Annotated in this window: 18 protein-coding genes; 9 read left to right on the top strand and 9 right to left on the bottom strand. The window is 59.7% G+C overall.

Translation table 11 applies throughout. The features are described 5' to 3' along the window. The first annotated feature begins 345 nt into the window (after positions 1-345). The 3 genes from AC5YUO_RS00275 to AC5YUO_RS00265 all read left to right on the top strand — a co-directional run bounded on the left by AC5YUO_RS00275 (position 346) and on the right by AC5YUO_RS00265 (position 4507). A complete protein-coding gene (locus AC5YUO_RS00275) occupies positions 346-2874 on the top strand; it encodes a beta-mannosidase (RefSeq protein WP_496153854.1) in 2529 nt (842 codons plus the stop codon). Between the two features lie 84 nt (positions 2875-2958). Continuing rightward, positions 2959-3990: an L-glyceraldehyde 3-phosphate reductase gene (gene mgrA / locus AC5YUO_RS00270; protein ID WP_496153853.1), complete on the top strand. Its 1032-nt coding sequence runs from the start codon at positions 2959-2961 to the stop codon at positions 3988-3990. A 190-nt stretch (positions 3991-4180) separates the two neighbouring features. Continuing rightward, on the top strand, positions 4181-4507 hold the full coding sequence (locus AC5YUO_RS00265) for an RcnB family protein (RefSeq protein WP_003525025.1): 327 nt from the start codon (positions 4181-4183) through the stop codon (positions 4505-4507). Positions 4508-4576: 69 nt separating this feature from the next. On the opposite strand, the gene gnd is transcribed toward AC5YUO_RS00265, so the two are convergent. From gnd to ccoG, 5 genes are all read right to left on the bottom strand, one after another. Then, on the bottom strand, positions 4577-6007 hold the full coding sequence (gene gnd, locus AC5YUO_RS00260; protein ID WP_174029444.1) for an NADP-dependent phosphogluconate dehydrogenase: 1431 nt from the start codon (positions 6005-6007) through the stop codon (positions 4577-4579). Positions 6008-6170: 163 nt separating this feature from the next. Continuing rightward, on the bottom strand, positions 6171-6329 hold the full coding sequence (gene ccoS, locus AC5YUO_RS00255) for a cbb3-type cytochrome oxidase assembly protein CcoS (protein ID WP_035223387.1): 159 nt from the start codon (positions 6327-6329) through the stop codon (positions 6171-6173). Continuing rightward, complete coding sequence (locus AC5YUO_RS00250; RefSeq protein ID WP_496153852.1) at positions 6326-8617, bottom strand: cation-translocating P-type ATPase; 2292 nt, start codon at positions 8615-8617, stop codon at positions 6326-6328. Before AC5YUO_RS00250 ends, ccoS begins: the two co-directional genes overlap by 4 nt. After that, positions 8614-9114, bottom strand: a complete 501-nt coding sequence (locus AC5YUO_RS00245; protein ID WP_065115620.1) for a FixH family protein — start codon at positions 9112-9114, stop codon at positions 8614-8616. The genes AC5YUO_RS00250 and AC5YUO_RS00245 overlap by 4 nt, the downstream gene beginning before the upstream one ends. Then, positions 9111-10694 carry a cytochrome c oxidase accessory protein CcoG gene (gene ccoG, locus AC5YUO_RS00240; protein ID WP_137003543.1) on the bottom strand — a complete coding sequence of 528 codons (1584 nt, stop codon included), beginning with the start codon at positions 10692-10694 and terminating at the stop codon, positions 9111-9113. The genes AC5YUO_RS00245 and ccoG overlap by 4 nt, the downstream gene beginning before the upstream one ends. A gap of 119 nt (positions 10695-10813) precedes the next feature. Between ccoG and AC5YUO_RS00235 the strand changes: the two genes are divergently transcribed. The 3 genes from AC5YUO_RS00235 to AC5YUO_RS00225 are packed head-to-tail and all read left to right on the top strand — an operon-like array spanning position 10814 to position 12049. After that, a complete protein-coding gene (locus tag AC5YUO_RS00235; RefSeq protein WP_271361251.1) occupies positions 10814-11218 on the top strand; it encodes an SRPBCC family protein in 405 nt (134 codons plus the stop codon). 11 nt (positions 11219-11229) lie between these two features. Continuing rightward, complete coding sequence (locus AC5YUO_RS00230; protein WP_496154876.1) at positions 11230-11586, top strand: VOC family protein; 357 nt, start codon at positions 11230-11232, stop codon at positions 11584-11586. A gap of 16 nt (positions 11587-11602) precedes the next feature. Beyond that, positions 11603-12049, top strand: coding sequence for a VOC family protein (locus tag AC5YUO_RS00225; protein ID WP_496153851.1), 447 nt, complete (start codon positions 11603-11605; stop codon positions 12047-12049). Between the two features lie 54 nt (positions 12050-12103). Here AC5YUO_RS00225 and ccoP read toward each other — a convergent pair whose 3' ends face one another. From ccoP to ccoN, 4 genes are read right to left on the bottom strand one after another with little or no spacing between them, the layout of a single operon-like run. After that, on the bottom strand, positions 12104-12967 hold the full coding sequence (gene ccoP / locus AC5YUO_RS00220) for a cytochrome-c oxidase, cbb3-type subunit III (RefSeq protein WP_496153850.1): 864 nt from the start codon (positions 12965-12967) through the stop codon (positions 12104-12106). 3 nt (positions 12968-12970) lie between these two features. Next, on the bottom strand, positions 12971-13123 hold the full coding sequence (locus AC5YUO_RS00215) for a CcoQ/FixQ family Cbb3-type cytochrome c oxidase assembly chaperone (RefSeq protein WP_003525003.1): 153 nt from the start codon (positions 13121-13123) through the stop codon (positions 12971-12973). Between the two features lie 12 nt (positions 13124-13135). Beyond that, on the bottom strand, positions 13136-13867 hold the full coding sequence (gene ccoO / locus AC5YUO_RS00210; RefSeq protein WP_496153849.1) for a cytochrome-c oxidase, cbb3-type subunit II: 732 nt from the start codon (positions 13865-13867) through the stop codon (positions 13136-13138). Between the two features lie 10 nt (positions 13868-13877). Beyond that, entirely contained in the window at positions 13878-15500 is a 1623-nt protein-coding gene (gene ccoN, locus AC5YUO_RS00205) for a cytochrome-c oxidase, cbb3-type subunit I (RefSeq protein ID WP_065115625.1), read from the bottom strand. A gap of 346 nt (positions 15501-15846) precedes the next feature. On the opposite strand from ccoN, the gene AC5YUO_RS00200 reads away from it, so the two are divergent. Genes AC5YUO_RS00200 through AC5YUO_RS00190 form a run of 3 tightly spaced genes read left to right on the top strand, consistent with a single transcriptional unit; the run spans position 15847 to position 20146 of the window. Then, a complete protein-coding gene (locus AC5YUO_RS00200) occupies positions 15847-17460 on the top strand; it encodes a SulP family inorganic anion transporter (RefSeq protein ID WP_496153848.1) in 1614 nt (537 codons plus the stop codon). Beyond that, the gene (locus AC5YUO_RS00195; protein ID WP_496153847.1) at positions 17457-18074 is read left to right on the top strand and encodes a ParB-like protein; all 618 of its coding nucleotides are present in this window, start codon (positions 17457-17459) and stop codon (positions 18072-18074) included. Before AC5YUO_RS00200 ends, AC5YUO_RS00195 begins: the two co-directional genes overlap by 4 nt. Next, positions 18071-20146, top strand: coding sequence for a mechanosensitive ion channel family protein (locus tag AC5YUO_RS00190; protein ID WP_496153846.1), 2076 nt, complete (start codon positions 18071-18073; stop codon positions 20144-20146). Before AC5YUO_RS00195 ends, AC5YUO_RS00190 begins: the two co-directional genes overlap by 4 nt. Positions 20147-20196 lie beyond the last annotated feature (50 nt).

The raw sequence follows: 20196 nt of genomic DNA, 5'->3' as shown, positions 1-20196 counted from the left end.
TCTTCCTGCTCCGAATTTCCGGATATCCCATCACAAAAATCCTCTCTATCGAGATTAAAAAATATTCATAATAATCTAATATATAAACAGAAAACATCTTTTGCATGATACGTAATTGCTCCTTTGTCCCGATACCGGGATGCGCACCATTTTTCATGCTGCCGGTTGTCACTCAAAGGAATGACGGAACGATTGTTTTACGGTAACGTTGCCGGAGGGAGGAAATCGCAAAGCCGGATAAACGTGTGGCAAACCTGTGGCTGCGGCTTTGCGGGCATCCATTCTCCCCAGATTCTGACACAAGCCTGCAGCATAATGCCGGCCAGCCTTCTTTGAATTCATACCATGCAGGGTCCGATCATGATTTCCTCTTCCTCGCCCGAATCCGTCATTGATCTTGCCGGCCCCTGGCGCCTGACCTCGGTGGAAGGAGACCATGCTACCCAGCTTTCCGTACCGGGTGATATTCACACCGCGCTCAAAAATGCGGGCATTATTCCCGATCCCTATCACGGCGCCAATGAAAAAGCGGTGCAATGGGTGGCGCAGCGGGACTGGCTCATCGAGCGCACATTTATTCTCGATGAAGCCGATGCCAGCTGGTATCTCGATATCGATTATCTCGATACCGTCGCCATCGTTTTCGTCAACGACATTCCCGTGTTGAGTGCCGACAATTGCTTCCGCCGTTACCGCCCCGATATCTCGCGGGCGGTTCGGCCGGGTGAAAACACCATCCGCATTCATTTCCATTCCAACATCGCGGCCGGCGCGGAACGGCAGGCGCGGCAGCCATTTTACATTCCCTATCACCCGGGCAATTCGCCCATCGCCAATGGCAACATGCTGCGCAAGCCGCAATGCCATTTCGGCTGGGACTGGAACATCGCGATTGCTCCGCTTGGCCTTTACGGCAAAATCCTGCTGAAGCGGCTCGATACCGCCCGCATCGAACATGTCGTCACATCGCAGCACCATGTCGAAGGCGGCGTCGAGCTCCATGTGGCCATCACGCTGTTTGCCGAAGGGCCCGCAAGCCTGCCGGTCTATCTGTCTCTCAACGATGAAAGGCTGAGACTCGATTGCGGTGTCGGCGCAGGCGAGACGGTGGTGCGCCACGTCTTCTTCGTGGAAAATCCGGACCTCTGGTGGCCGGCTGGCAGTGGCGAGCAAACGCTCTACAACCTCACGGTGGAACTGCCCGATGAGACCGTCACCCGCCAGATCGGCTTCAGAACCATCGAGCTTCTGACCGACACGGATGAGGCCGGCAGCCGCTTCGCCTTCCGCATCAATGGCCGGGAGATATTCTGCCGCGGCGCCAACTGGATTCCTGCCGACGCGCTTTATTCGCTCACCAGCCGGGAAAAAACCGAGGATCTTCTCTGCTCCGCGGTTGAGGCCAATATGAACATGATCCGTGTCTGGGGCGGGGGATTTTATGAGGAAGACTGGTTCTACGATCTCTGCGACCGTCTCGGCCTGCTGGTCTGGCAGGATTTCATGTTCGCCTGCAATCTCTATCCCTGCAGCGAGGACTTTCTCGACAATGTCGAGCATGAGGTCGATTATCAGGTGAAACGCCTCTCCTCCCACCCCTCCATCGCGCTGTGGTGCGGCGATAACGAGCTGGTGGGCGCGCTGACCTGGTTCGATGAATCCCGCAACAATCGCGACCGCTATCTCGTGGCTTACGACCGGCTGAACCGCACCATCGAAAGAGCCCTGAAAAAAGCCGCCCCCGAAGCACTCTGGTGGCCATCGAGCCCCGCCTCGGGTTATCTCGATTATGGCGACGCCTGGCACGCGGATGGTTCCGGCGACATGCATTACTGGTCGGTCTGGCACGAGAACAAGTCGTTCGACAATTACCGGTCGGTGAAACCGCGTTTCTGCTCTGAATTCGGCTTCCAGTCCTATACATCCATGCCCGTCATCCGCACCTATGCGGAAGACAGGGACATGAACATCGCCTCCCCGGTCATCGAGCTGCACCAGAAGAATGTCGGCGGCAATGAGCGGATCGCCGGCACCATGTTCCGTTATTTCCGCTTCCCCAGGGATTTCGAGAATTTCGTTTATCTGAGCCAGGTCCAGCAGGCGCTGGCGATCCGCACGGCGGTGGATTATTGGCGCTCGCTGAAACCCCATTGCATGGGCACGCTGTACTGGCAGCTGAACGACACCTGGCCGGTCGCCTCATGGTCCAGCCTCGATTATGGCGGCGGTTGGAAGGCGCTGCATTATGCTGCTCGCCGCTTTTTCCAGCCGGTCACGGTCTCGGCCATCCCTTCGGAGGATGGACGCCAGGTGAGCTTCTCCATGGTCAACGACACGGCGGAAGATGTCGAGATCGACATGAATATCATCGCGCTGACCATGGACGGCAATCGGGTACCGCTGAAATCCGCCAATGGCGCATGCGCAACGGACAAGGCCGCTACCTTGACCGATATCGACATGGACAGCCTGCCTGATGGCGCCATCCTCGCCTGGAACTTCATCGCCTCGAACGGCATGACCGGCGAAGGCCACCATGTGCGCGACACCTATAAAGCACTGGAGCTTCAGCCCGCCGGCCTGAGCTTCACGACAAACACGTTGAAAAACGGCCAGTTCGAAATCGACATCACGGCAACCGGTCTTGCGCTCTTTGTCATGCTGGAGGCGGACCAGCCGGGACGATATTCGGACAACCTCTTCGATCTTTCCGCCGGCGAAACGCGCCGCATCATCTTCACCCCGAAGGCGGATGGCGGGCAGCCGCATTTCCGCGTCTTCGATCTTCATACCTGCCAGTCCCCGCCCAATCCCGGCCCAATCCCGGCATTGAAACCATGCGGAGAAAGGCATAACCATCCCTCTGGGGAATGACAGGTGCGCCCGCACCTGTTTCCATCGGTTCAAAGGGTTGCCGGGTTCTCCGGCAGCCAGTCATCAGCAAGTGGAGGAAGACCCATGGTTTGGCAACCGGCCGAAAACCGATACGCGTCCATGAAATACAATCATTGCGGCAAGACCGGCCTGAAACTGCCGGCGATTTCGCTGGGGCTCTGGCACAATTTCGGCAACGATACGCCGCACCAGACGAAACAGGCCATTTGCCGCCGTGCCTTCGATCTCGGCATCACCCATTTCGATCTCGCCAACAATTACGGCCCGCCGCCCGGCAGCGCCGAAACCGCCTTCGGTGAAATCCTCAAGACGGATTTCAGGGGCTACCGTGACGAAATGATCATCTCGTCCAAGGCTGGTTACAACATGTGGCCCGGCCCCTATGGCGAATGGGGCAGCCGCAAATATCTGATCTCTTCCTGCGACCAGAGCCTGAAGCGCATGGGGCTCGATTACGTCGATATCTTCTATTCCCATCGTTTCGATCCCAATACACCGCTTGAGGAAACCTGCGGCGCGCTGGACCAGATCGTTCGCTCGGGCAAGGCGCTTTATGTCGGCATCTCGTCCTACAACTCGAAGCGCACCCGTGAGGCCGCCGCCATCCTCAAGGACCTCGGCACGCCCTGCATCATCCATCAGCCGAGCTATTCGATGATCAATCGCTGGATCGAGGAAGACGGTCTCGTCGATACGCTGGAAGAACTGGGCATCGGCTCCATCGTCTTCTCACCGCTGGCGCAGGGCATGCTGACAACGAAATATCTCGGCGGCGTACCGGATGGCAGCCGTGCATCGCAGAGCAAGTCGCTGAACCCGGCCTTCCTCAACGAGCGCAACGTTGAAAACATTCGCGCGCTCAACAGCATTGCCGAGCGACGTGGCCAGACGCTGGCGCAGATGGCGATTGCCTGGGTTCTGCGTGGCGGCCGCATCACCTCGGCGCTGATCGGCGCAAGCCGCGTCGAACAGGTCGAGGATTGCGTCAAGGCGCTCGACAATGCCGAGTTCTCCACCGAGGAGCTGGCGGAAATCGATCGTTACGCCAGGGATGCGGATATCAACCTCTGGGCAAAATCCGCCGAACGGGTCTGATACAGAAAGGGTCGCCCGGTTACACCGGGCGGCCTGCACGCTCCGAAACTTGCGTCAAGAAACTCAAAACAAAAGATTAACTCCCGCCCCTAAGCATTAACAACCATTACATAAATGTAATTTTAAATTCAGTTTCCGTTCATTCGTTTATTCGTAAGTTCTCCTCATCGAAACCCGAGAGGAAACTTCCATGAAAAAGTTCGTCACCATTCTTCTGGCAGCCACCGTTCTTGCAGCTCCGATGGCACAGGCCCAGAGCCGCCACGACGATCGCCATCGCGGCGTCACCGTCGAGCGTCAGGTCACCACCAAGAAGGTCATCGTCAAGAAGCACCGCTGGGATCGCGGCCAGCGCCTCTCGGCCCGTGAGCGCCGCAACATGGTGGACCGCCGTGACTACCGCCGTTACCACCTCGCTGAACCGCGCCGCGACCAGCGCTGGGTCCGCGTCGACAACCAGTTCCTGCTGATCAACGCCGTCAGCGGCCTCATCGTCGGCCTCGCCGCCGCCCGCTGAGTTGAACCAGCAACCGAAATGAAAAAGGCCCGCTTGCGCGGGCCTTTTGTCGTTTATCGTTTCAGCCGATCAGAAAATGTCGGCGCCGCTGCCCCATGGGCCGTGCGGCTTGTCCACACCGTCGGTGCGTTCGAAACCATGCGCGCCGAAGAAGTCGCGCTGCGCCTGAATGAGGTTGGCGCTGCCGCGACCGCGGCGATAGGCGTCGAAATAGCCGAGCGCCGAAGCCAGCGCCGAAACCGGCAGGCCGGAGAGCACGGCGTAGGAAACCACGCGGCGCAGCGGCGCATCGGTATCCTTGACGATGGCGGCGAAGGCAGGTGTCACGATGAGGTTGGCCACATGCGGATCCTTGGTGAAGGCCGAGGTGATCTCATCGAGGAATTCCGAGCGGATGATGCAGCCGGCGCGCCAGATGCGGGCGATCGTCGGCATCGGCAGGTTCCAGTTGAACTCCTTCGAAGCGGCCGACATGATGGCGAAGCCCTGCGCATAAGCGCCGACCTTGGCGGCCAGAAGCGCGCTTTCCAGATCGGCGATGAAGGCCTTTCTGTCAGCCGGTGCCGCCGCGAGGGTCGGCAGGCCGAAGATCTTCTCGGCAGCTTCGCGCTCATCCTTCTGCGAGGAGAGAATACGGGCAGCCACGGCCGCCTCGATGGCGGTTGCGGCGACGCCCATGTTCTGCGCCTCGATGACCGACCACTTGCCGGTACCCTTCTGGCCAGCCTTGTCGAGGATCAGATCGACCATCGGCTTGCCGGTGATCGGATCGGCGGCGCGCAGAACCTTCTCGGTGATTTCGATCAGGTAGGAATTCAGGCGGCCCTTGTTCCATTCGGCGAACACATCGGCGATTTCGACGGCGCTCATGCCAAGGCCATCACGCAGGATGCCGTAGATTTCGGCGATCATCTGCATGTCGGCATATTCGATGCCGTTATGGATGGTCTTGACGAAGTGGCCGGCGCCGTCATTGCCGAGCCATGCCACGCACGGATCGTCATTATACTTGGCGGAAATGGAGGTCAGCACCTTCTCGACACGCTTCCAGCTGTCCTCGGTGCCACCGACCATGATTGACGGTCCGTGGCGCGCGCCTTCTTCACCGCCGGAAACGCCCATGCCGATAAAGGTCAGGCCGCTATCCTTGAGGTTATCGAAACGGCGGATCGTATCGCGGAAATTGGCATTGCCGGCGTCGATCATGATGTCGCCATTGGCGAGATGGGGCTTCAGGATTTCCATCTGCTGGTCAACCGGATCGCCGGCCTTGATCATGATGATGATCGGGCGCGGAGGACGAATTGCAGCGACGAATTCCTCGATGGTTTCGCAGGGAATGATCTGGCTCTGCAATTCGCCCGCATCGGCGTAGAATTTTCGTGTAACTTCCGGGGTTCGGTTGAATACGGCAATCTTGTTGCCCTTTTCCGCGATGTTCAACGCCAGGTTCGAGCCCATGACGCCGAGACCGATCAAACCGATTTCTGCCTGTTCCACGGATGTGCCTCCATCTTGCTTTTAGGTGGTCGTGTTGTGGCACTGTAATGGACAAACGGCAAGGCTAGCCGGGACTGAAACGATTAAATTTTGATGACGCAAGTCAGCTTTGCATATTTGCGACAGGTCAAGGCCAGTTCAAAACTGACCTTTCGCTTCCCCTTCAAGAGGGCCTTGGCCGGTCGTCACCATCATCGATTACCCGCCAGGCGGCCCCGTCCATATCGTCATACTGCCCCGATCGCACAGACCAGAGGAAGGCGAAAAGCCCGAGCGCGCCCAGAAACAGCGCGACGGGAATGAGATAGATCAGCATGTTCATGCCAGCAGCACCCCCTCGCCCGCAAATCCTGTATTTACGTCGTTCCGGGGACGGATGGTTTCCGCCGCACCGGCGAGGCGCAACGCATTGGCAACGACGATCAGTGAAGATGTCGACATCGCAATGGCCGCGATCATCGGCGTCGCATAACCGGCAATCGCAATCGGCACGGCGATGATATTATAGCCGATGGCAAGCGCGAAGTTCTGCCGGATAAGCCTTCCGGCCCGCTGCGATGTCTCGATCGCAAAAGGCACGGCATCGAGATCCTCCTGCATGAACACGAAATCGGCGGCCTGACGGCCAATATCGGCGGCGGTGGCGGGCGCCATGGAAACATGGGCGGCGGCAAGCGCCGGCGCATCGTTGATACCGTCTCCCACCATCAGCACCCTGCGACCCTCACTGGCAAGTTCGGCGCAGCGCGCCGCCTTGTCCTTCGGCGACAGGTCCGCACGCCAGTTGCCGATCCCCAGTCGCTGCGCGATGGCGCTGACGGCGGCGGCCCGGTCACCCGAAACGATTTCCTGCACAAGGCCCCGCGCAGACAGGCTACGCAAAGCCGCAACAGCACCCGCGCGCGGATTATCCTCGAAACCGAAGCTTGCCAGTTGATAGCCATCGAGCGACAGCACAACTTCCGACCGCGCGTCGCCATTGTCGGTCCGTGCCTCATTCGGGCAGGCGAAACGGCGATTACCGAGCCGGTAGATGCCGGCTTCCGTCTCGGCCTCGACGCCCGAGCCCGGAATTTCCCGCACCACCTCATAGGCCGGCAAGGCACCGATATAAGCGGCATGCAGGGCTTTCGAGAGAGGATGACGCGAATGGGCGGCAAGTCCCGCCGCAATTGCCATGGTGGCCGGCTTCACATCACCTGTCTCGACCAGTCTCGGTTTACCAACGGTGAGGGTGCCGGTCTTGTCGAACAGCACGGTGTCGATTTCGGCCAGCCGCTCCATGGCCGAGCCTTCCTTGACCATGATGCCGTGCCGAAAGAGCCTTCCAGCGGCCACCACCTGCACGACGGGAACGGCAAGGCCGAGCGCACAGGGGCAGGTGATGATGAGAACCGCAATGGCAATCAGCATCGCCTGTTTCCAGTCCCCGCCGAAAATGCCCCAGCCGAGGAATGTAACCAGCGCAAGAAGATGCACCACGGGCGAATAATAGCTTGCGGCGCGGTCGGCGATACGGCGGTAACGCGCCCGCCCGCCTTCGGCCGCCTCCATCAACCCGATCACTTCCGACAGGAAGGAATCCCTTGCCGAGGCGGTCACCCGGGCGGTGAGCGAACCGGTGAGGTTGAGCGTACCGGCCTGCAGGCTGTCGCCTGCCGCAACGCGGCGCGGCGCGCTTTCACCATTGACGATGGACATGTCGAGATCGCTGCTGCCAGAGACGACCACGGCATCCACCGCCACACGATCACCTGCCGCAATCGCAATCGACATTCCGGGTTGAACATCGGCAAGCTGGCGATATTCCCGCGTCCCATCCTCACCGATGACGGTCGCCCCGCGCGGCGAAAGCCGGGCCAATCCTGCAATGGCCGAGCGCGCCTTGTCGCGCATGACATGGTCCAGCGTGCGGCCGATCAGCAGGAAAAACAGCAGCGATACGGTCGCATCGAACCAGGCATGCTCACCGTGATGAATAGTCTCCCACAGCGAAACGGCATAAGAGAGCGTGATGGCAAGCGCGATCGGCACATCCATGTTGGTGCGGCCGTGTTTCAGCGCATTCCAGGCAGATTGATAGAAGAAACGCCCGCCATAGATCAGCGCCGGCGCGGCAATCATCGCCGAAATCCAGTGGAACATGTCGCGCGTCGCCGCATCCGCCCCCGACCAGACGGAGACGGACAGAAGCATGATATTGGCTGAAGCAAAACCGCACAGCGCCACCGCCCTGATCAGCTGCGAGCGCAACGCGTCGGAAGCATCCTGCCCGCTGGCGAAAAGATGAGTGCGGTATCCCGTCGACAGAATTGCACGGGCAATCTCGGCGGGATCGGTCCTGACGCCATTGACCTCTTCCTTCCAGACGACCGCCACACGTTTGGACGACAGGTTCACCCGGGCCCGTTCCACCTGTGGCAAACGGTTAAGCGCAGTCTCGATGGTTGTGATGCAGGCGCCGCAATAAACATCCGGCACGCTGAGATCGGTCTGACGCAACCCCTGCCCCAGATCGCGGCTCGCCAGCAGCAATTCCTCCGACGATGGTGGATTGACCGGCTCGCCGAGTTGAAGCGAGCCTTCCGTTCCCGGTGCACAGCAGCTCATTGGCGTCCCCTGATAACGGCGATCCGCGTGCCCTCATGCACGATGATCCGGCCGTCCTTGACGGCGGTAACCTCGACGATCCATTGCCCCGGCAGCATGTCATGTGCGCCGGTAAAGACGCCGGTGGTGGCCGGGGTCAGTTCCATGTCGAAATTCTGGCTTTCACCCACAGGCCGGCGAAAATGCGCCGTCACCGTGTCCGTATCGATCGGGCCTTTATCCGGATGGAAAACCTCGTAACGCACGGTCTTCTCATCCACCACGAGCCTGCCCTTGATGCCGGTTGCAGCCCGTGCCTTGGCGGCTTCCGCCTTGGCATTGAACTGCTGGCTGGCAACATAGGTGTTGGGCACAACGAGCCCGCTCCAGCTGTGGACCGCATTCCAGGCCATGATCATGTTGACGGTGATGATGGTGCCGAAGAACAGCACCATGACGCCGAGCATGTGCCAGCCGGTGAAAACGAAGCCGGATGTCTGGCGATTGTTGACTGTCATTTTTTCACTCCCGGAGCATTAAAGACAGCATCGTAGCGGGCCGTTTCGTGGCCGGCCGTATCGCTGACGATGAATTCGAAGTTTTCCGCCGTCCGCGCAATATCCTTGCCCGGCAGGGTGACGAAGACCTTCAGCGTCGTCGCCTCATCCGGCTCCACCGTCACCTCGAAGGCGCGCGCAGCTGTATCCGGCATGCCATTTATCTTCATCACCGCATTCGGAAGGCCTTCTATCGTCAGGCTCATTATGCGCGGTTGCGGCACCATGTTGAGAATGCGCACGGTATAGCCGTTACGGATCGAACCGTTCGATTCCAGCACATATTGCGGATTGCGGTCATGCAGGACATTGAGCGCCAGCCGCTCGCGCGTCACCAGCGCAAACAGCATGCCGATGCCAACGGCAGCCCAGATGGCGGTATAAAGCAGCGTGCGCGGCCGGAAGATGATGCGCCAGTTGAAGTGGCGGACGCGCTTGCTGAAGCTGCCGTCCTCCTCACGCACATTGGCGGGGCGGATGGCGTATTCGCCATTGCCGGTCGCCAGCGCCATGTTGGACTGATATTCGGACAGCGTCGCATAGGCGATAAGCCCGCGCGGCTTGCCGATCTTGTCCATCACCCCGTCACAGGCATCGATGCAGAGGGCGCAGGTGATGCATTCCAGTTGCTGCCCGTCCCTGATGTCGATGCCCATGGGACAGACCGCGACGCAGGCATTGCAATCGACACAATCGCCGATGCTCTCCCCAGCTGCCGCAGCCTTCTTGGCGTGCCGCGAGCGCGGTTCACCGCGCCAGTCATTATAGGTGACGACAAGCGAATTCTCATCCAGCATCGCCGCCTGGATGCGCGGCCAGGGACACATGTAGGTGCACACCTGTTCCCGCATCAGCCCGCCGAAGACATAGGTGGTGGCGGTCAGCGTGGCGACGGTCGAGTAGGCGATCATCGGCGCCTGCCCGGTCATGAACTGCATCGCCAGCGTAGGCGCATCGGCGAAATAGAAAATCCAGGCGCCGCCGGTCAGAACGCCGATCACCAGCCAGATCGCATGTTTCAGCACCCGCTTGCGCAATTTGCCAAATGTGAAGGGCGCCGCATCCAGTTTCATGCGGGCGTTCCTGTCGCCCTCGATCGCCCGTTCGACCACCAGAAACAGGTCGACCCAGACGGTCTGCGGACAGGTGTAACCGCACCATGCGCGCCCGACGGCTGATGTGACGAGAAACAGCCCCAGCCCCGCCATGACCAGCAGGCCGGCAACAAAAAAGAACTCCTGCGGCCAGATTTCGATGAAGAAGAAATAAAAGCGCCGGTTGGCGATATCGATCAATACCGCCTGATCGGGCGCATAGGGACCGCGGTCCCAGCGCAGGAAAGGCGTCAGATAATAGATGCCGAGCGTGACCAGCATCACCAGCCATTTGAACCGCCGGAACCTGCCTTCGGCGCGCTTCGGAAAAATCTTCTTGCGCGCTTCGTAAAGCGGTTTGCGCGTTTTTGCGGAATTGACGGCTTCCGCCTCCAGCCTTTCGACGGGCTGCTGCGGACGATCCTGTCCGGCGCGATAGATGTTCATGATAGGAGTCCATTTTTATCTCCTTGCTTTCTCCCATCTCAGCGGGGAAACATCCTTGACTTACATCAAGTGACGACAAAGTGGCGCAGGGAGGGACCGCGCCGCAGAGGGAGGACGAGATGCCTGTCATGCAGTCGAGAATCATTCACCTGTCAGTCGAAAAGCCGTGGGCACAGGTCTATGGTTTCGCCTCCGACCCGCAGAACATGCCGCGCTGGGCGGCAGGTCTGGGCGGCGGGCTGAAGCCGGATGGCAACGACTGGATCGCCGATGGCGGGCCGCTTGGGGAGGTGCGTGTGAATTTCGCGCCCGCCAACGAATTCGGCGTCATAGATCATGTCGTCACATTGCCGGACGGCCTGAAGGTCTATAACGCGCTTCGGGTAACGCCGAATGGCAGCGGCGCGGAAGTGAGCTTCACGCTGCTTCGGCTTGACGGCATGACGGACGAGGATTTCGAGCAGGATGCGAGCGCGATCACGGCCGATCTCGAAACGCTGAAATCGCTGCTTGAAGCGGATTGATGGAGTAAATGATGACAGAAAGTGCCAATGACCGGCGCATCGACTATGTCGAATTCAACGTCGCCGACATCGAACGCAGCAAGGAATTTTACGGCGGCGCATTCGGCTGGACCTTCAAGGATTACGGTCCGCAATATTGCGAGTTTTCCGAAGGCCGCCTGACGGGCGGCTTCACCACCACCGCGCCGGTTTCGGCCAGGGGCGGACCGCTCGTCATTCTCTACGCCGCCGATATCGAGGATGTGCAGCGGCGTGTCGAAGCCGCCGGCGGCCAGATCAGCGTCGCGATCTTCGCCTTTCCCGGCGGCCGGCGTTTCCATTTCACCGATCCGGATGGATACGAACTGGCCGTCTGGTCGAAAGACTGATCGGCAGGAGCCAGCCATGATTTTGACAACGCCACCTTTTTCGTTGGTCGGTATCGATCATATCGTCTTAATCGTCGACGACATGACGCGGGCGCTCGATTTTTACAGGAACGTGCTGGGGTGCAGGGATGGTTACTCTTACCCTGCTCTCGGGATGGAACAAGTCTGGTGCGGCAATGCCTTGATCGTGCTGTGGGATGTCACGCACCCCGGTGGCACAAAGGCCGCTCCGCCGGTCTCCGGAGGTCGTAATGTCGATCACATCTGCATAGCGACCGGTCCCCTGAACCATGATGCGCTTCGCGCCCATCTGGCGAAATTTAACGTCACGATAGAACAGGAAGCCTTTCACGGCGGCGCGAGAGGAATGGGACATTCGTTCTATTTCCGTGATCCCTTCGGCAACAAGATCGAGTTGAAGGGACCGGCCGAATATCCGGATGGACGGTCGGAAAACGCCTGATCTGAGTAATAAAAAGGGCGCCTCACCGGCGCCCTTTTTTACATTCTACTTGCCTCATTCGCCCCCACCAAGCGAATGCACGAAGATCGCCAGCTGCTTGACGGTCGTGTCACCGAGACGCTCACCCCAGGCGGGCATGACGCCGTGCTTGGGCGAACGGATCTGTGAGACGATGCCTTCCTCCCCATGCGACTTCAGCCAGATCGCGTCGGCCAGATTGGGTGCGCCGAATTCACGATTACCCTTGGCGTCTTCGCCGTGGCACGAGGCGCAATTATCGGCAAAGAGCTGCTTGCCGGGTTCCACCAGCGCCGGGTTGGAAGGCGTGCCGGTAAGGCTGACGACATAGGCCGCGACCTCGCGGATTTCGTTCGACTGGAGGATGTCGCCGAAAGCCGGCATTTCCGAAACGCGCGTATCAGGATCATCGGCAAAACGAATGCCGTGCTTCACCGTCGTGTAAATATCGTCGGCGCTGCCGCCCCACATCCAGTCATCGTCATTGAGGTTGGGATAACCCTGCCCGCCTTCCGCGCCCGAACCGTGACACTGAATGCAATTGACCTTGAAAGCGGCAGCACCGCCTGAAAGCGCAAACTGCATCAGGGTCGGGTCCGCCTGAATTTCGGCAAGCGAGGAATTGGCGATTCTGTCGACATAGACGCTCTGCGCCTGTTTCGCATCGGCAATTTCGGCGGCGATTTCGCCGCGGCTGCTCCAGCCGAGCAAGCCTTTTGTTGCGCCTGATATCAGCGGGTAAGCCGGATAGGCGATGGTATAACCGATGGCCCAGAGGATCGTGAAATAAAAGGTCCAGACCCACCAGCGCGGCATGGGATTGTTCAGCTCGCGGATGCCGTCCCATTCATGGCCGGTGGTTTCGACGCCGCTGATGTCATCAATGTGTTTTTCGGACATATCCTAGTCCTCCTTGAGCGGAATGCTGGCGGCATCGTCCGCGGCTTGTCTGGAGCCGGGGCGAAGGGTAAAAACGACGACGCCGGCGAAGAACAGGGTCATGGCAAGCAGGCCCCAGCTGTCGGCGAAGTGGCGCATGGCCGTATAGGTTTCCATCGTTTCACCTCCTCACCGGTATCCGGCGGCATCGTCGTAGGTCGAGAAATCGACCAGCGTGCCGAGCATCTGCAGATAGGCGACCAGAGCATCCATTTCGGTAAGCTTGGCCGGATCGCCGTCGAAATCGCCGACCTTCGCCTTCGGGTAACGCGCCAGAAGTTCCGACGAATCCGCATTCGGATCGGCCTGGGCGGCCAGATCGGCCGCGGACTTCTCGATCATCTCATCGTTATAGGGCACACCAACGGCGCGGTTGGCCTTCAGCTCCATCGAGATGTCGGTGATCTTCAGCGGCGTCGTCTTGAGGAACGCGTAAGACGGCATGATCGATTCCGGCACCACGGAGCGCGGATCGGCCAGATGCTGCACGTGCCATTCGTTCGAATAACGATCACCGACGCGCGCGAGGTCCGGCCCCGTGCGCTTGGAACCCCACTGGAACGGATGGTCATACATGGATTCCGCCGCCAGGCTGTAATGCCCGTAACGCTCCACCTCGTCGCGGAACGGCCGGATCATCTGGCTGTGGCAGACGTAACATCCCTCGCGGATGTAGATGTTGCGCCCGGCCAGTTCCAGCGGCGTGTAGGGCCGCATGCCCTCCACCTTCTCGATGGTGTTTTCGAGATAAAAGAGCGGTGCGATTTCCACGATACCGCCGATGGAGACGACCAGCAGCGAGCCGACCAGAAGCAGCGTGGCGTTGCGTTCGATGACGCCGTGTTTGTCAAGTATGGACATCGGCCTCTCCTTATTCAGCAGGCTGCAGCGAAGGAGCCGCGTCCTTGCGGGCGCCCTCCTCGCGTTGATGACCGAGGATGGTCATCGTGACGTTGTAGGCCATGATCAGCGCGCCGCTGAGGAACATCAGGCCGCCCAGTGCACGCATCACGTAATAGGGGAACAAAGCTGCGACCGATTCCGCGAAGGAATAGACGAGGAAGCCTTGGGCATCATATTCGCGCCACATCAGAGCCTGCTGGATACCGGCCACCCACATGACGGCGGCGTAAACGACGATGCCGAGCGTGGCGAGCCAGAAGTGCCAGTTGACCAGTTGCAGGCTGTAGAGACGGTCCCTGCCCCAGAGTTTCGGCGTCAGGTAATAGATCGCGCCGAAGGTGATCATGCCGTTCCAGCCAAGCGCGCCGGAATGAACGTGGCCGATGGTCCAGTCGGTATAGTGGCTGAGCGAGTTGACGGCCTTGATCGACATCATCGGACCTTCAAAAGTCGCCATGCCGTAGAAGGCCACCGCCATCACCATCATGCGCACGACGGGATCGGTGCGGATCTTGTCCCATGCGCCCGAAAGTGTCATCAGGCCGTTGATCATGCCGCCCCACGAGGGCATCCACAGCATGACCGAGAACACCATGCCGAGCGTCTGCGCCCAGTCGGGCAGCGCGGTATAGTGCAGGTGATGCGGACCAGCCCAGATATACATGAAGATCAGCGCCCAGAAGTGGATGATCGACAGGCGGTAGGAATAGACCGGGCGATTCACCTGCTTCGGAATGAAGTAATACATCATGCCGAGGAAGCCGGCCGTCAGGAAGAAGCCGACGGCGTTATGGCCGTACCACCATTGCGTCAGCGCATCCTGCACGCCGGAGAACGCCGAATAGCTCTTGACGCCCAGGAACGACACGGGCACCGCCAGATTATTGACGATGTGCAACATGGCGATGGTGACGATGAAGCCGAGATAGAACCAGTTCGCCACATAGATATGCGGCTCCTTGCGCATGAAGATCGTGCCGAGGAAGGTCACGAGATAGGCGACCCAGACGATGGTCAGCCAGATATCGACATACCATTCCGGCTCCGCATATTCGCGGCCCTGGGTGATGCCGAGCAGGTAACCGGTGGCGGCCATGATGATGAAGAGGTTATAACCCCAGAACACGAACCAGCCGAGATTGCCGCCGAACAGGCGCGCGCGACAGGTTCTCTGCACCACGTAAAAGGACGTGGCGATCAGCGCATTTCCGCCGAAAGCGAAGATCACCGCCGAGGTGTGCAGCGGCCGCATGCGGCCGAAATTGAAATAAGGTGCGATGTTGAGATCGGGAAAGGCAAGCTGAAGCGCCACCACGACCCCGACCAGAAAACCGACGACACCCCAGAACACGGTGGCGATGACGCCGTATTTCACCACCTCGTCGAAATATTCCGACTTGCGGCGGGCGAGCGCGGCCGGATCGACAGGCGCGAAGGAGACACGGCGCAACAGAAGCACCGTGCTGACCAGCAGTGTAAAGAACAGCACCCACATATGGGCGGCGAAAAGACTGTCATGGGCAAAGGCTGCCCCAAGCAACGCGAGAAAGGCCCCAAGGGCCACGATCGCGGTTTCTAACGTGTAATTCATTGTTGGTTTCCCCCAACGTGCAAGCCGACCGACGAAAGGCAGGTTGTGCGCCTGGGAGAGCGGAAACGCGCCTTTGCGTCGGTTGGAGCATTGCCACCGGCAGGGCAACGCCACCTTGATCCAGATCAAGAAAGCAAAGCTGTCGCAGCCCCGGCAAAACAGGGTGCGGCTTCGTGAAAGGAATTGCGGAAGAACAAAAATGACCTGCTTCTGGCACGACGGCTTTCAGCCGCCCCGGAACTCATCGATCCGCGCTGCCAAGCCACTGGATTTCCATCGAGACTTCGCGCTAATCCTGATATTGTCGTGTTTGGCGCGAGAACTCTGGTGAGGATCACGGTGCGGCATGGGTAACAATGGGCGGGATATTCTCGCGGGGCTTTCCGTCGCCGGGCTGATGTTACCGGAGGCGATCGCTTATTCCGGCATAGCCGGTGTTCCGCCCCAGCACGCATTATACGCCGCCATGGCAGGCTGTCTTGTTTATGCCCTTCTTGGCCAGAGCCGTTTCGCCATCATCTCGCCCACCTCGTCATCCGCCGCGATCCTTGCGGCCATGCTGGCCGCGCTCGCGCCGCAGCCCGGGCAGAAAATGCTGCTGGTCGCCGTCGCGGTGTTTCTTGTGGGGCTCCTGTTCCTTGCCGCCGGCACGTTGCGGTTGGGCGCCCTCTCGAGCGTCATTTCAAGGCCCGTGCTGCGCGGCTTCGCATTCGGACTGGCGATTCTCATTTCGCTCAAACAGTTCCCCGCGATCTTCGGCATGCCGGAAGCGGGAGCCGGCACATTCGAGGCGATCTGGCAGATATTGACCCACCCAGGCCAATGGAACGGTTTCAGCCTGTCGATCGGCATCGCCGCCCTTGCCGTTCTGCTTTTCGCAAGACGGTATCCACAGCTTCCGGGAAGCCTCATCATCATTGCCCTCGCAATCCCCATCTCGGTGCTGTTCGATCTTAAGCAACGCGGTGTCGATGTTGTCGGCACAATCGATCTGTCCGGTATCTGGGGGAATTTCACTGCAATCTCCCTAGACGAACTGGCGCATGTGGCGCGTTTCGCCCCGCCTCTGGTGCTGATCCTGTTTGCCGAATCCTGGGGAACGATACGCGGCCTGTCATTGCGCCACGGGGAAAATGTGGATGCCAATCGTGAACTGAAAACGCTCGGTATCGCGAATGTCGCGAGTGCTGCATTGCAGGGAATGCCTGTCGGGGCCGGATTTTCCGCCGGTGCCGCGAGCGAAGCAGCCAATCCGCGCACGAGAATGGCCTCGGCAATCGCGGCAATCGGGCTCGCCGGCTTCACTTTTGCGGCGGCCGACTGGTTTGCCTATATCCCGCATGCCGCCCTTTCCGCCATTATCATCGTGGCCTTGCTTCATGCGCTGGATCCATCTCCGTTTTTCCGGCTGTGGCGGCTGAGACAGGACCTCGTGCTTGCCCTGGCGGCAACCGCCGGCGTGCTTTTCCTCGGCGTGTTGAACGGAATGCTGGCGGCGATCGTGCTGTCTTTCGCCGTGTTCCTGCAAAGACTTTCCTCCCCGCGCATCGTGATGCTCGGCCGCCTCGGCGCGAGCCACGACTTCGTGGATGTGAAGCGACATCCGGATGCCGCGGAGCCGGCCGGCATGCTCGTCCTGCGCCCGGCGCAACCGCTTTTCTTCGGAAATGCCGAGCCGACATTCGCGGAGATCACCCGCCGCATACTCGCGAGCCCTGACACAAACGCTGTCATCATCAGCCTCGAAGAGACATTTGAACTCGATACGACGGCCCTTGAGGCGCTGCTGGAATTCGACGCCAGCCTGCGCGGGCGTAACATCGGAATTCGCTACGCCCGAATGCACGATGCGGTGCGTGACGTTGTCGCCGCCGGTGGCGGAGACGATCTTTTGCGTCGGGCAAACTACAGCGTTGACGATGCCGTTGCCGCGATGGACGGCCTCAAGGAGGAAAAATGACACACATTTATGAGCCCCGTCTGTCTCGTATCGCCATCGACAAGCTACGACCGACGCAGATCGCCGTCGGCTTCCGCGAGGTCGAGCTGAAAAGAAAGGAGTGGCGCGAAACCAGGAAAAAAGACGGAGACGGGTTCCTGGGGAGCCACATCGTTCCGGTCGTGGCCGGTCCCAAGGACAGGATTTATCTCATCGACCACCATCACCTCGTTCTCGCTCTCTCGAAGGAGGGCGTGGAACATGTGCTGACAAGCGTGGTCGCCAAGTTTTCCCACCTCGGCAAGGATGAGTTCTGGTCAGTGATGGACCATCGCAACATGATCTATCCTTTCGATGTCCAGGGTCTGCGGCGGCAAACCGGCGACATCCCGAAAAGCATACACGATCTCGAGGATGATCCCTTCAGATCGCTTGCCGGAGCCCTGCGCATGGCTGGCGGTTATGCGAAGGTCGTTATTCCCTTCTCCGAATTCGGCTGGGCCGATTTTCTGAGACGTCGAATCGATCGTGATCTCCTCAGCAACGCCTTTGACGAAGCGCTGGCCGAAGCGATGAAACTGGCGAAATCACGGGAGGCCCGGCATCTTCCGGGCTGGTGTGGGGTTGAGGAATGAATGGTTTATCCCGCCCTTTGAGGCTCTACGCCCGCCTGCCGGCTCTCTGGCTGGCCTTGTGCCTGTTTTCTTGCTCCGCCGTTTTCGCCCAGACTTCGACGCCTGCAAATCCAGCAAATCAGACCACGGAACAGAAAGTCGATGAGCTCCTCAACCTCATGGGGCAGGACGATGTGCGCAGCCTGCTGACGCAACGGCTGTCCGATACGTCTGACGTGGCCGCACCTGATGACGGCAACATGAGCGTGCTCGACCAATGGGCAAGCAAGCGGCGTGAACATCTGGCACGGCTCGCCGCTGATGCCCCGGCAATATCAGGTGAATTGTCGAAGGCGGGCGCAACGCTCGCCAATGAAATCGAGACCTATGGCGCGCTGCGTTTCCTCGCCCATGTCGCGCTGCTTTTCGGAGTGGGCATCGCGGCCGGGATCGCGACCTACCGGATAACCGCCGCCCGCACCGCGCGTGCCCTGCCCGGCAATGTCGCCGAATTTGCCCTGGCGACCGCCTCGAGACGCCTGCTGCCAGTGGTGGGATATGGCCTTTCGGCAACGATCATGTTCTTCACCATCCCATGGCCGCCGCTTTTGAGCGCGGTTCTGCTGCCCTGGCTTGCGGTCAGCATCGGCCTTCCGCTCGTTAAAGCGGTCATCGACCTGCTGAAACGTGTCATCAATGACGGCCCGAATTCACGCCGCCAATTCTGGCTCACGCGCTCTTTCGATCTTCTGGCCGTGGTGATGGTGTGCTGGGCCTTGCTGCGCATGCTTGTCAGCCTCGGGGTGACGGCTGCCGCGGTCAAGCTGATCTCCTATGCGATGATCGCGGCACTCTTTGCCCTTGGCGTCTATTTTATCTGGCGTCAGCCGCAGGCGGACGCGAATACCGAGCGCCGGCGGTCGCTGGATGTGGCCTTCACCTTTTACCTGTTCATCCTGTTCGCCGTCTGGATCGCGGGTGCCGGCGTATTTTTCTGGCTGGGATTTTTTGCGCTGGTTCTTCCCGGTGCCGTCGGCACGCTGGGAATAGCGGCGCGAAAAACCGCGACAGCAATGGGCGGTTATTCCGAGACGGATTTCCACCCGGTTCTGGCGCAACGCAGTGTCCGGCTGCTGGTGCTGGGCGCCGCCGTCATATGGCTCCTGTTCCTCATCAGGAACCATCCGGGGGCGCTTCCGGGCGGATCGACCGTGAGCGCGATGTTTACAGGCCTCTTGCATGGTATTCTGGTCCTGCTCTTTGCGGATATCTTCTGGGTGGCGATCAAGACCGTGATTGCGCGGCGGCTGGAGATGAATGCACCGGCGACGAACGAGCATGGCGTGCCCGCCTCGGACGACAGATTGCAGACAATCCTGCCGATCCTGCGCAACATGCTGGGAATCCTGATCGGCGCTGTCAGCGTCATGACGGTTCTGTCCGAACTTGGGGTCAACATAGGCCCCCTGCTCGCCTCCGCTGGGATTTTCGGGATCGCCATCGGTTTCGGTTCGCAGACGCTGGTGAAGGACATCATCAGCGGCGTGTTCTACATGATAGACGACGCTTTCCGGGTGGGTGAATATATTCAGAGCGGTTCATACAAGGGAACCGTGGAATCCTTCAGCATTCGCTCGGTGAAACTGCGCCACCATCGCGGACCGATCTATACCGTGCCCTTCGGATCGCTCGGCGCGGTCGAAAACATGAGCCGCGACTGGTCGATCGACAAGTTTCTCGTGACCGTTGCCTTCGACACCGACCTTGCAAAAGTGAAATCGATTACTCGCGAGATCGGCAAGGCACTGAAGGATGACCCGGAATTCGGGCCGATGCTCATCGAGACGGTCAAGCTCAAGGGTGTCGAACAGTTCGGAGAATACGGCATGACGCTCGGCTTCGGCATGATGGTGAAACCAAACGGCCAACAATCGATCATCCGCCGAAAAGCCTATTCGATGCTGAAGGATGCCTTTGAGAAAAACGGGATAGAATTCGCGACGATGAGCGGCACTTCGCCCGGAAAACCAAAGTCAGGTTCACAACCGCCCGAGGAACCACCATCGGAAATGACCGACAATTTCAGGCCTTAGCGGACAATAGACCGAACGGCCCCCGTGGAGGTTGCAGGCTCGGTCAGCAA

The organism is Agrobacterium sp. LEGMi-208b (genome assembly GCF_059511785.1).
Note: the sequence above shows the minus strand (reverse complement) of the source record. Positions and strands in the feature narration are given on the sequence as shown.